The sequence below is a fragment of the Microcystis sp. M169S2 genome (genome assembly GCF_020245865.1).
In the GTDB taxonomy this organism is placed as follows: domain Bacteria; phylum Cyanobacteriota; class Cyanobacteriia; order Cyanobacteriales; family Microcystaceae; genus Microcystis; species Microcystis ichthyoblabe_A.
Window position 1 is genome coordinate 24,311 of sequence record NZ_JADBUB010000121.1, and the last position, 11,215, is coordinate 35,525.

At 42.2% G+C, this 11,215-nt stretch carries 14 protein-coding genes; 9 read left to right on the forward strand and 5 right to left on the reverse strand.

Features of this window, described 5'->3' with window-relative positions:
* The first annotated feature begins 38 nt into the window (after positions 1–38).
* The 4 genes from IM485_RS12805 to IM485_RS12820 all read left to right on the forward strand — a co-directional run bounded on the left by IM485_RS12805 (position 39) and on the right by IM485_RS12820 (position 2,103).
* Positions 39–224: a DUF3285 domain-containing protein gene (locus IM485_RS12805; protein WP_002752941.1), complete on the forward strand. Its 186-nt coding sequence runs from the start codon at positions 39–41 to the stop codon at positions 222–224.
* 11 nt (positions 225–235) lie between these two features.
* Positions 236–748, forward strand: coding sequence for an rRNA maturation RNase YbeY (gene ybeY / locus IM485_RS12810; protein ID WP_004163645.1), 513 nt, complete (start codon positions 236–238; stop codon positions 746–748).
* Between the two features lie 28 nt (positions 749–776).
* On the forward strand, positions 777–1,265 hold the full coding sequence (locus tag IM485_RS12815) for a diacylglycerol kinase family protein (protein ID WP_104396547.1): 489 nt from the start codon (positions 777–779) through the stop codon (positions 1,263–1,265).
* Positions 1,266–1,863: 598 nt separating this feature from the next.
* The gene (locus tag IM485_RS12820) at positions 1,864–2,103 is read left to right on the forward strand and encodes a DUF4327 family protein (protein ID WP_002738935.1); all 240 of its coding nucleotides are present in this window, start codon (positions 1,864–1,866) and stop codon (positions 2,101–2,103) included.
* A gap of 227 nt (positions 2,104–2,330) precedes the next feature.
* On the opposite strand, the gene IM485_RS12825 is transcribed toward IM485_RS12820, so the two are convergent.
* On the reverse strand, positions 2,331–3,521 hold the full coding sequence (locus IM485_RS12825; RefSeq protein WP_287743504.1) for a class I SAM-dependent methyltransferase: 1,191 nt from the start codon (positions 3,519–3,521) through the stop codon (positions 2,331–2,333).
* Positions 3,522–3,807: 286 nt separating this feature from the next.
* Between IM485_RS12825 and IM485_RS12830 the strand changes: the two genes are divergently transcribed.
* The 3 genes from IM485_RS12830 (at position 3,808) to IM485_RS12840 (ending at position 6,063) form a co-directional block, all read left to right on the forward strand.
* A complete protein-coding gene (locus IM485_RS12830) occupies positions 3,808–5,088 on the forward strand; it encodes an AAA family ATPase (protein WP_287743506.1) in 1,281 nt (426 codons plus the stop codon).
* Complete coding sequence (locus tag IM485_RS12835) at positions 5,085–5,717, forward strand: retron system putative HNH endonuclease (RefSeq protein WP_104396544.1); 633 nt, start codon at positions 5,085–5,087, stop codon at positions 5,715–5,717. The genes IM485_RS12830 and IM485_RS12835 overlap by 4 nt, the downstream gene beginning before the upstream one ends.
* Before the next feature lie 196 nt (positions 5,718–5,913).
* Positions 5,914–6,063 carry a hypothetical protein gene (locus IM485_RS12840; RefSeq protein WP_004163638.1) on the forward strand — a complete coding sequence of 50 codons (150 nt, stop codon included), beginning with the start codon at positions 5,914–5,916 and terminating at the stop codon, positions 6,061–6,063.
* Positions 6,064–6,142: 79 nt separating this feature from the next.
* Here IM485_RS12840 and IM485_RS12845 read toward each other — a convergent pair whose 3' ends face one another.
* Together IM485_RS12845 and IM485_RS12850 are read right to left on the reverse strand one after the other, a co-directional pair.
* Positions 6,143–6,523, reverse strand: a complete 381-nt coding sequence (locus IM485_RS12845; protein WP_104396543.1) for a hypothetical protein — start codon at positions 6,521–6,523, stop codon at positions 6,143–6,145.
* Positions 6,524–6,582: 59 nt separating this feature from the next.
* A complete protein-coding gene (locus IM485_RS12850) occupies positions 6,583–6,948 on the reverse strand; it encodes a phasin family protein (protein ID WP_193955868.1) in 366 nt (121 codons plus the stop codon).
* A 511-nt stretch (positions 6,949–7,459) separates the two neighbouring features.
* On the opposite strand from IM485_RS12850, the gene hemB reads away from it, so the two are divergent.
* Positions 7,460–8,446, forward strand: coding sequence for a porphobilinogen synthase (gene hemB / locus IM485_RS12855; protein ID WP_104396541.1), 987 nt, complete (start codon positions 7,460–7,462; stop codon positions 8,444–8,446).
* 286 nt (positions 8,447–8,732) lie between these two features.
* Here the strand turns inward: hemB and bioF are convergent, their stop codons facing one another.
* Entirely contained in the window at positions 8,733–9,890 is a 1,158-nt protein-coding gene (gene bioF, locus IM485_RS12860) for an 8-amino-7-oxononanoate synthase (RefSeq protein ID WP_287743511.1), read from the reverse strand.
* Positions 9,891–9,957: 67 nt separating this feature from the next.
* Positions 9,958–10,317, reverse strand: a complete 360-nt coding sequence (locus IM485_RS12865; protein ID WP_002747143.1) for a DUF6464 family protein — start codon at positions 10,315–10,317, stop codon at positions 9,958–9,960.
* Positions 10,318–10,525: 208 nt separating this feature from the next.
* On the opposite strand from IM485_RS12865, the gene IM485_RS12870 reads away from it, so the two are divergent.
* Positions 10,526–11,074 carry an RDD family protein gene (locus IM485_RS12870; RefSeq protein ID WP_194016521.1) on the forward strand — a complete coding sequence of 183 codons (549 nt, stop codon included), beginning with the start codon at positions 10,526–10,528 and terminating at the stop codon, positions 11,072–11,074.
* Positions 11,075–11,215 lie beyond the last annotated feature (141 nt).

Genomic DNA, 11,215 nt, shown 5'->3' on the forward strand with positions numbered 1-11,215 from the left:
ACACTTATAGCGATCAATCCTTGTCTGGGGAATTACTGATGACTGAACCTGTTAGCACCACTGACCCCGCAGTAGAAACCGCCACCGAAGCGCAACCCAGTTACGTCAAGCTGGCGATGCGGAATATGGTCAAGAAAAAAGGCGTCTCGTTAAAACACTTTTTTTTGACTACAGCAGCCCTATTAGGCTTTTTTGTCGGTATTTCCTATCTGACGCGTCCCTAGGATGAAATCTGGTGAGTGAGACTTTGCCCCTAGGGGTGGATTTATGCCTACAGGATAATTATTTTGATCCCGGAAATAGTCCTGTGGATGGGGAAACTTGGCACTATTGGTTAGAAACATGGTTAGGCTATCTATCGGATTATCTCCCCGTTGCCGCCGGTTATGAACTAAGTTTGCGTTTAACAGACGATCGAGAAATTCGGACCTATAATTCCCAGTATCGCCACAAAGATCAACCGACGGATGTTCTCGCTTTTGCCGCTCTCGAAGTGGATTTCCCAGTCGATGAGGGCATTTTAGAGACAGAACCTTTATATTTGGGGGATATTATCATCTCTGTGGAGACAGCACAACAACAGGCTTTAACACAAAATCATTCTTTGGCGCGAGAATTGGCCTGGTTAACTGCCCACGCTTGTTTACATCTTTTGGGTTGGGACCATCCCGATGAAACAAGTCTGTTAGAAATGCTATCTTTACAGGAAACTTTGTTAAAAACCGTCGAAATGCCGATACATAGTTAGTTGTTTTTGTCAAGCATTATTGAGGAATATGAAGACAAACTATCATAAAGCCAACCAATCTACCAGCCTATCTAATCCCTATCTCAACAATAATTTTATCCCTCGATCGGGAGAGGTGAGTGAGGGCAACAATCCCAGTCAAAGAGAATACGCTTGGCAAGTCGCCTCGAATCTGTTAGTCAGTTTTCGCTACGCTTGGGCCGGAGTCCGTTATGCTTTTGTTAGTCAAAGAAATTTTCGCATTCACACCCTGATTACCCTAGTAGCGATTAGTTGGGGCTTATTTTTGCGGGTTGATGCCATGGAAATGGCGATTGTCACCCTTACCTGCGCTCTGGTGATGGTCTTAGAATTAATTAACACTGCCCTAGAATCAGTGGTAGATCTGACGGTGGGGCAATCCTACCATGATTTAGCCAAAATAGCGAAAGATTGTGCCGCTGGTGCCGTTTTAATCGCCTCGATCGCCGCTTTACTCGTAGCGGCTTTTATTTTTATTCCCCATTTATTAGTTTAAGTGGGAAGCTTTTTTCAGTGATCAGCTGTACTGAATTTAAACTGCGTAGGGAAAAATTAAGTACAAATGCTCTGACTTCTCCTCCCTGCTGCCAACTCCGGCACTCCAGTGCAGTCCTAACCAGTAATTTAGATAGGGTTTGCTGAAAAAGTACGGGCGAACATTCGGATAGAAAATCTCCGGTTTCACCGATAGGTTATTGCCCGAATGCTTCGCCCCTACAGGACGCGGGCCGATGAAGATGCAAGGTTTTGAACCACGATTCTCTCAAAATCTTACACCTGTTTCGCAAGAAAAGCCCCAAAACCCTTACCTTGCCTACATTTCACATTTATTCAGCCAACCCTAGATAGTCAACAGCTTAACTGATCACTGATAACTGATCGCTGATAACTGATTTGACATAAGGGGACTCGACAGCTTTTAGCCGATAAATTTAACTTTTCTTAACCTAAGCCTAAACTGGCGAGGGGAGAGGGTTTCGCTATATATAAAAAATTGTCATCCTCGATACAGCAAAAAATCTCTTTTGTCCCCTTATAGGTTAGAGTATAGTTAGTGATAAGACTTCTTTTGTAGATCTTGCAGGAAATCTCCCATGAGTGCCATAACTTTCTCCACCGCTCCCACCGCTTACTCTATCAGGATGATTAAGGACGAAGTCCGTCAGATGGTAGAACAGGGGGTAGTGAGCAGACACCAACCGATCTACACCCTCTGTCAGTTCATTCCCCCTCGGGAGTGGGTTTGTGTTGAATGTGAACTAGAACGGTGTGACTACCTTCTCAGGGATCAAATTGGTGACTTAATCGCCTCGGAATCTTGGGATAATGACTAAACTCCCGTTTGCCGATCTGGGTAAAAATCGGACCAATCAGAAATTTATCAGCCTTTTCCACTCTATATAACTATTATAATTCAGCCCTAGTCATTTCTGGGGCTGAAACTATGGGGAGAGAGGGGGATAATTGTTAAGAAACAAGAATTTTTGGCAAGATTTAGCCAAGTTAGTTTAAAAGTTGCCGATTGCCAAGGGACGCTATCTCTAACATCCCCAAGTTTTCCCTAACTTAAAATCAGTAGTTGGCGCTGTTGTAAAGAACGCACACCAGTTAATCCTAAACCAACTTGAGCGTCGATTGCTCCCACGGTTAAACGACCATCACAAGCTTGTAAAAAAGCAAATTCTCTCTCCGAGAGATTAACCGGCCGATAATCGTAGTCTAGAACACTTGCACTAGGCCAACCGTAAAGACAGGGATGAACTTCGGCCACTGCATTCTCTAGGACTTGATCCCCGGACCAATCGGCAGTCAAAATCGGTGGTTTAGCGAGGAAAAATTCATAGTGGGTGATTTCTGGGTCTAATAATTCCGTCAAGCGATAACGTTCCCTTTCCCCTAAATTTTGCGCTCTAGCCATCAATTCGGGTGATTTACCCAATAAACGCTCTAATTGCCAGTAGGAAGGGTTAGAAAAGCCAATAAAGGCTAATCCTGACGCATCAATCAGTTGAAAGAGGGTATCGATATTATAGTCCACTTCCCGGGGGTGAACGTACATATCAGCGAAGGACTCATCGCGATGATTTTCCATTGACCAACGCTCTTTTTCCCGTTTCAAAATGCGATTATTTTCTGGTAGAGAGGCAAAAATCTCTCGGCCGACAGCGACCCCATCTTTATAATCCCCGCGTCGGTCTCCCTGCAAAAGTGCGATCGCAGATTGCATTAACTGGATTTCCCAGCGTCCCAATTGTGCATAGACGAAAATGTGCAGCAGACCACCGGGGGCCAGTTTTTGTGCGAGGGATTGAATCCCTTTAATCGGGTCTGGGAGATGGTGCAGCACCCCGACGCAGTTAATTAAATCAAATTCTCCGGGGAGATTAGTGGCCGATTCAAGGGGTAAATTGTGAAAATCGAGAGAACCTCGGTGCTTTGTCGCAACTCCCGAACGATTACAGCGTTCTTTGGCAATTTCTAGAGCTTTTTCACTGATATCTATCGCGACTACATGAGCGAAAGGGTTGAGCGCGAGCAGATATTCGGTTCCCGCACCAGTACCACAACCTGCATCGAGAATGCGGATATCCTCTCGTTCGGGTTTACGATGACAACAAAAGTTATAGGCAGCAATCCAATTCCAGCGCCAATTGTAACCCGGAGGGGGTTCGTCTAGGAGCGGTTCGGGGGGGAAAGGATAGGTATTGTAGAGACGTTGTACAGCAGTGCGAATAGTAGCGTCGTCGGACATGAAAATTGGCGGAGTTTAGGATAACACTCGATCGATTGTCTCACAGAGGGCAGCGATCGGGAAAGTCAGCCGGGGTTTTTTTGAGTTAGTCGAGGGTAAATGATAAATAATCATTATGACTATCCGGTTCTGTGCCAAAATTAGATATTATTTCTTTGGTCGATATTTTTTTCTATTCCTTGTCCTACTGTCTCTTAACCCTATCTAAGTTTTACTGGCAATTATTCGAGAGTCATTCTCTAACAATTATCTCAAATATAAGCAAATCTTGCCGATACAAAAAACCATGAGAATTAAGTCTATAAAGCTTATTAATTATCGAGGTGCAGTCAGTTTAAACATCGACTTTCATCGGCAATTAAACGTATTTATAGGAGTTAATGGTGCTGGAAAATCCACCATTTTAGACAGTTTGGCTATTATGCTTTCTTGGTTAGTTAATCGCCTAAAAAATACTAATGCCAGTGGACAACAGATTAGCAAAACCGAGATTAATAATGGTCAGGGGACGGCTATAATTGAAATCACTGGGGGGACGGAAGATAGTCAAGAGATTACTTGGAAAATAGTAAAAACTAGGACTGGATATATCCACGCTGGAGAACGGAGTAATTTTAGCCAATTAAATGAATACACTCAACAAATACAACGACAAATTACTGAACATCAAGGAGAAATTAACTTACCTTTATTTTTTTATTATTCTGTTAATCGAGCAGTGCTGGATATACCATTAAAAATTAAAACAAAACATCAATTTGATTCTCTAAGTGCCTACGAAAATGCTTTAACCAGTGGATCAGATTTTCGCACTTTTTTTGAATGGTTTCGCGAGCGAGAAGATTTAGAAAATGAAAATAGAAAATATCAGTATGATCTAATTAAACCAGAAGGTTTTTGTTTTCCTGATCCCCAATTGGAAGCGGTTCGGGAAACGATCGAACGTTTTCTACCCGATTTTAGTAATCTTAGCGTCCGTCGTAATCCCTTGAGAATGGAAGTAACAAAAAAGAATAAAATAGTTACTGTTAATCAACTTTCTGATGGAGAAAAATGTCTGATTGCTATGCTGGGAGATTTAGCTCGAAGAATGGCGATTGCTAATCCTCAAAATCCTTATCCCTTAACGGGTACTGGCGTTATTATCATTGACGAAATTGATTTACATTTACATCCTCAATGGCAAAGATTTGTAGTACCTAAATTACTAGAAGTTTTTCCTAACTGTCAATTTTTTATTTCCACCCATTCTCCTAATATTATCACTCATGTTCAACCAGAAAGTTTACACTTCATGGAACAAACAGAAATGGGAATAAAAGTTCATCCCGTGCAGGAGTCCTACGGCAAAAATGTTGATCGAATTTTAGAAGATTTGATGGGATTAGAGACAACTCGTCCCAAGGAAATCGCTGAAGCTTTGAAAGATATCTATGAACAAATTTCTCAAAATCAATTAGAGGCAGCTAAAAAGAAAATCAATGATCTCAGAGCTAAAATTCAAGATGATCCAGAATTAATTAAAGCTGAAGTTATTATTCGACGCAAGGAAATTATCGGAAAATGAAGTATATTAGAAAAAGACAAGAACCACCAGAGTTTAAGAATTGGAAAGAGCAAGCTAACTCAGATTGGCAGCCCGACTTTAGAAATTTAGCAGGAAAACCAAAAGAAATACTAATTAAAGCTTTGATGACAGAACAGGCGGAAATATGTTGTTATTGTGAAAGTCGATTGATTGATGGTAAATGGCATATAGAACATTTTAAACCTCAGAGTGATCCCACTGTTGATCCCTTAGATTATGCCAATTTGCTATGTTCCTGTCAGGCAAATCTTGAGCTTGGTGAACCTCGGCACTGTGGTAGTCTAAAAGATAACTGGTTTGATGAAAATCTCTTAATCTCTCCACTTAATCCCGATTGTGAGTCTCACTTTGCCTTTAACTATGATGGTACAATTAAACCCGTACAAGAAGATGATCAAAAAGCAATTAATACTATCGAAAAGTTGGGATTAAACCTCAATAAACTCAAGGACTTTCGTCAGAAAGCCATCGAACCTTTTTTGGATGAGGAGATAGATAATGCTCAATTAAAAGTTTTTGTCAATGGATATTTATGCTTAGATGATCAACAAAGATACAATCCTTTCTGGACAACAATCAAATATCTGTTCAGCGATTTAATTGAATAATTTTTCCTTTACAAAAATACAAGAATTATTATAAAAGTTTAGATAAACCAGAAAAAACATCAAGTCTTATGAAGATTATTCAAGAATTATCTCAAAAGTCAACAATTGATGAGATTCTGGTCAGATAATTGGGATGGAGGGGTGAATCAACCTGATCCGAAAAAGAGATTGTTGTCGAGAGTCGGAGAGAAAAGCAATGAATATCAAGGATACGTTACACAATTTTGTCCAGTACCTAACGGAGGCTTTTGCTCGCATTTTTAGCCCCAGCAATGATGAATATCCCGATGTGGGGATGCAGCCTTTTGATTCTGAACCTTACCATGCTCCCAAGGGTAATTCTTAACTAAAAATGACGGATAATTGCTTTGAGATAAAAGTTATGGGTAGGGATAATAACCCTACCTGATTTTATAGAAAAATAATTAATCTTCTGCTTGCCAATCGGGACAACTATCACTATCCCAACCGTAGGGATGGAAACCGCAGACGAGAAGATTGCCTCCGTAGATATAACCGTGATAATTACGGCAACCGATACAAGCAGGATGGGTGTTAGGATCGGGGTTAACCTTAGGAGTGAGGGTAAAATCCGAGGGTTCATCTAATTCCGAAAAGGGATATTCATCGGAGTTAAAAAAATCTTCTAATTCCTGGGGTAAAACCTCTTGAATAAACTGTTCCAGATCTATGATAATTTCCTCATTGATTTCTTCGATAGTTTGGGTCACTTCTTGGAAAAAAGTTTCAATTCCCAGTGCCACAGTTTCGATCACTTCCCAAAAATCCTTCTGCCAATCTTCCATGTTTATACTTGCATCCCTTGTCTGGTAATAATTAATTATTTGTCGCTAAAATCTAGGTTTTAATCCTGTTGCAGTTTCCGTAATTCCTCCTGAAGACGTTCCACCTGTTGCCGCAATTCATCTACTTTTGGATTGGCTGCTTTGGTGTCTTCCTCGTCTTCAATAATTTCTATCCGTCGGGGTTCATGGGGAATATTAGATTCGTTACCTTCTACGGTTTGCTGTTGTGCCTGTTTCACCAACTCATCAACGTATTTCCTCGCTTCTTCCGTCGTCATTTCACCGCGAGAAATCATTTCATCGGCTAATTTTTGGGCTTGATTTCTTAATTCTTGTAAATTTACTTCAGCTTTTTCGGCGGCATAAGTAGCAATGCCTACACCCAAATAAACTGCTTTTTTGACTAAATCACCTAAGTTCGCCATAGCAAAAATCCTGAATCGATCGCTCTTACCTACTAGAATAAACGATCCTTCTCCCAAATGGAGATGGGTTTTGGGAGTCAGTGAACAGTGAACAGTAAACAGTAATCAGTGAACGCTTGCGCCGCTAATGTAACACCATGAACATTTTTCAGCCAATATCCAAGAGAGCCATCAGTGAACTGAAAACTCACATCTGATAACTGATAACTGATAACTGGTAACTGATAACTGATCAGGTAAAGTTTTGTAAATAGATGCGGTGGTGGCGACAGCAAAATTGATCCCTATAAAGATTAAATTTTAGTCAAATTGCTGGTTTTTCGCCCTCAAAACGACGATAGAGGTTTATTAGGTCATTTTTAACCTAAATAGTTTGATTAAGCTCAAAATAACTAAATATTGCCTATAGCTGCCGGCAGCCAGCTGCCGGCTGAATCGATTTGTGTTCATCCTCAGCAAAGATTTAAACTAAAGAATCGAGACCAGATTCCCGATTTAATCACAAAAAACTATGTTTCCTATTCATCGCCCCCGTCGTCTGCGTCAAACCCCTCAAATGCGCCGTCTGGTGAGTGAAACCGTCTTGACAGCCAATGACTTTATCTATCCCCTTTTCGCCACGACGGGGGAAGGTATTGCCCAGGAAGTCAAATCGATGCCGGGGGTGTACCAATTATCAATCGATAAAATTGTTGACGAAGCCAAGGAAGTGCGGGATTTAGGAATTCCAGCGATTATTTTATTCGGGCTGCCGGAAAGTAAAGACACAGAGGCGACGGGAGCATGGCACGATCATGGTATTGTCCAAAAAGCGGCCACGGCAATTAAAGAGGCAGTTCCCGATCTACTTATTGTCGCCGATACTTGTTTGTGTGAATATACTAACCATGGTCATTGTGGTTATCTGCAAACGGGAGATTTAACCGGCAGGGTGTTAAACGATCCCACTCTGGGATTATTGCAAAAAACCGCCGTTTCTCAGGTAAAAGCGGGAGTGGATATCATTGCACCTTCGGGAATGATGGATGGTTTTGTCCAGGCAATTCGTCAAGGATTGGATGAGGCGGGTTATAGTGATACACCGATTCTTTCCTATACGGCTAAATACGCTTCTGCCTATTATGGGCCGTTTCGGGATGCGGCTGATTCTACCCCCCAATTCGGCGATCGCAGAACCTACCAAATGGATCCGGGTAATGCCCGGGAAGCCTTAAAAGAGGTGGAATTAGACGTATTAGAGGGAGCAGATATGTTAATGGTGAAACCCGCTCTATCTTACATGGATATTATCTGGAGAATCAAGGAAATGACTAATTTACCCGTGGCTGCCTACAATGTATCGGGGGAATATTCAATGATTAAAGCGGCGGCGTTAAATGGCTGGATTGACGAAAAAAGAGTGACTTTAGAGACTTTAACCAGCTTTAAACGGGCGGGTGCCGATATTATCTTAACCTACCACGCTAAGGATGCCGTGCGCTGGTTAGCAGAGGGTTAAACTTGATGATTCAACCCACCATGCTGATTATTAAGTAGTTAGGCACAATTCATTCAAGCAACGGCTCTTCTGGTTTCTGTGTGGAAACGAGTCAAGTTGAACGATGTTCAAAGGTACATTTTGCGCTTCCTCGGTTCGGCTTGTCAAAAATATTATTTTCTCTGTTGAGGAACCTGCGGAATGTAGGTTGAAGTGCTATGACTCAGCCAAAGTTATCGATGAAGACGGTCTAACTTAACCGTTCCCCACTTCCCCACTTCCCTACAACCCACGAAAAACTTTTTCCCTATATGGGGAAAGATTCGCCAATAGACCGGACAAGAATCTCTAGATGAGCGAGGCTATGGGTGGCCATGGCAGTAAATCGCAGACGACTGGTGGGAACGGTAGGAGGACGAATTGCGGGGGCAAAAATGCCTTTTTCTAGCAGTTTTTGCGATAATTCTAGGGCTTGACCCGGATTGGCTACCGGTAAACATAAAATCGCCGCTTCCGAAGGCAATATATTAAAATTATTTAAGTTACTCTTGACAAAATTAATATTTTGGTGTAGGCGTTGGCGACGTTCCGGTTCCAGACGAATAATCTCTAAAGCCATTCTAGCGGCGGCGGTGTCGGCGGGGGATAAACCGGTAGTATAAATCCAGGTGGCGGCGCGATTGCGGATAAAATCGATAATTTTGGCACTTCCGGTCACATATCCCCCTAAACTGCCTAAAGCTTTACTCAGGGTTCCCATCTGAATTAATTCCCGTCCCTGACAACCACAATATTCCACGCAACCTGTGCCATTTTCCCCCATAACCCCGGTAGCGTGGGCCTCATCCACCAAAACCATGCAATTATAAATCTCGGCTAGAGCGAGAATTCCCGCCAGGGGACAGATATCCCCATCCATACTAAACACTGTATCAGTGAGCAGTAAACAATGACGATGGTGATGACGGTGGGCTAATAGCTGATTTTCTAAGTCTTCGAGACTATTGTGCTGGTATTCTTTCACCGTGGCACCGCTTAACTTGGCTCCATTTTTGAGGCTAGAGTGATTGTATTGATCTCCTAAAATCAAGTCTTTCTGCGCCACTAAACAGGTAATTGTCCCCAAATTGGCTAAATATCCCGAACTAAAAACGATCGCGTCTTCGCTATTTTTAAAGGATGCGATCGCTAATTCTAAGTCTCGATGAATATCTCGGTGTCCACTTAATAAACGCGAGCCGGTGCTTCCAGTTCCATAGCTTTGTGTTGCTGCTATGGCTGCCGCGATCATTCTTTCATCGGCTGCTAATCCCAGATAGTCATTACTGGCAAAATTAATCAGCGATCGACCCTCTAATTCTATAACGGCTCCGCCCCGGCCTTGAATGGTTTTAACCCTTCGATACCAATTGGCCCGATGGAGGGTTTTTAAGCTATCCTCGATCCAAGAGTAAGGATGATTCATAGGCGATTGATCAATATAGTGGTTAGCTAGGGGAAAAATAGCCAAATTGTTGCCGAAAAAGGCTCTTTTAAGGGTTAATAGTTTCGTAAAAACGACAATCTTGACAGGGACCAGAGGGGTTAATCGCACAGCGTAACAGTTCGGATCTGGCGTTAAAACGACAACTAGCATCCCCCATCACCCAACGTCCTTCAATCAAACTTTTTTCGTTAGGAGTGGGAGCAGTTTGTACATAAAGGGAAATTTTGCGTAAACAATAGCCACCAATCTTGTATTGATACTGGTGGTGACGTTCCAAAACCGCATAGGTTTGTCCTTTTAAGGCCAAATAATTACCCGGTTGTGGCATCCAATCCAACTGTATCTCTCCCAAACTTTGCCGTGGATGGGTTAGAATAACCTCCGTTGTTAATGAATCTTGCTCCATGATTATCCCTGTATTCTGGGCTACCTTTGCTCAATGGTAGCCTAGATCTCTGGCTCTCTTATTCTTTGTGTGATAAGTTTAACTTATATAATAGCGATCAATCTTTGTGTCCTTTGTGTCTCTGTGGTTCGTTCCACTCACTCTAGAATTGCCAATTTCCCGATTAGAGTAGAAGATAAACCGCAGGATTTTTCCGAGAATTGACTTTATGGTTTACCCGATCCCGCCTGAAGATAATCTACCGCAAAAATTTCCGAAAATTCCCTTAGATCGTCGTGCCTATGCTTTCCTGATCGACTTTGCCTCGATCTGGTTTTTAAGCTCCTTTGCTAATAGTGCGCCTGTACTGCAATTTTTCCTTTTTCTCCTGATTTGGTGGTGTTTGCGGGTGTTATTAGTAGCGCAGAATCAGGGTCAGAGTTTAGGACGTTGGGCCCTGGATATGAAGATCATCGATCTACAACTTCAGCGTTTACCCGGAATTTTGGAGTTAAGCAAACGAGAGGCGATCGCTGGTGGCGGGGCAGCTTTAATGATGGTAGGGTTAAATACTTTTTTTGGCAATCCTTTAAGCTTGATTTTATTATCTTCGCCCCTTTTCGCCGATTGTGGTATGGCGATCGGTGATGAGCAATTGAACCGCGCTTTCCACGATCGCATCGGTGGCACGATTGTTATTCCCACCCGTCGGGGTTTTTCTCTCGATCTACGTTTAAGAAGGCTTTGGTATCAAGTTAAGGGCAGAATGAGAAGATAAATAGGGCTTGCTGAATAAATCTAAAAACCTTGTTGGATAAGGCTTTTAGACTTTTTTGACCTCAAAAAGTGCCGACCATTGGAGGGATCAGGGGTAAAATTCAGGTACTTTTTCCCTGAAAATTAGGTAACTGACTACCTC